The organism is Actinomycetota bacterium (genome assembly GCA_030019255.1).
Classification (GTDB): domain Bacteria; phylum Actinomycetota; class Geothermincolia; order Geothermincolales; family RBG-13-55-18; genus Solincola_A.
In genome coordinates this window covers 1-639 of the sequence record JASEFK010000037.1, presented here as the reverse complement: position 1 = coordinate 639, position 639 = coordinate 1, and the positions used below count along the sequence as shown (strand labels likewise).

General features: G+C 68.7%; 1 protein-coding gene. It reads left to right on the top strand.

All coding sequences use genetic code 11. The annotated features are described in order from the left end of the window. Positions 1–639 (top strand): HEAT repeat domain-containing protein (locus tag QME84_12740; protein MDI6875130.1); only part of this gene is annotated, 639 nt, incomplete at both ends.

Genomic DNA, 639 nt, shown 5'->3' with positions numbered 1-639 from the left:
ACCTCGCGGCCATGGTGCGCCAGGGCACCAGCGAGGTCCTGAGTCACGGCGACCCGGCGCTGGACCCCTACCGCTCAGACCTGCGGCGCATGATCGAGGAAGCGGCCGCCGAGAAGGTGATGCAGCGCGTGATCCAGCTCGCCTGCGAGAACCGCGGCGACCCCCGCTCCCTAGAGGGCCTCAAGGACTACATGGCGGTGCTGGGAGAAAAAGGGATCTCGGCCATGGTGGAGGCTCTGGGGGCGGAGGAGGACATGTCGGTGCGCAAGTTCATCATCGACACCCTCACCGCGCTGTGCCGTGACCGCGTATCCCTCCTGGGAGCCCATATCAGGGACCCACGCTGGTTCCTGGTGCGCAACCTAGTCACCGTCATGGCCCGCCTCCACAGCCAAGAGACCCTGCCTTTCCTGCGCGTCACCCTCGAGCACCCCAATCCCAAGGTGAAATACGAGACCATCCGCGCCCTGGGCCTGACCGGGGGCAGGGAGGCCTCCGACCTGCTGGTGCGGGGGCTGCGCGATCCGGACGAGAAAGCCCGCGTCCTGTGCATCCGCTGGCTGGGGCGGCTGCGGGAGACCCGGGCGGTGGGGGAACTGGTGAGCATGCTCGAGGACCGCGAGCCGGGCGCGGAGAGCC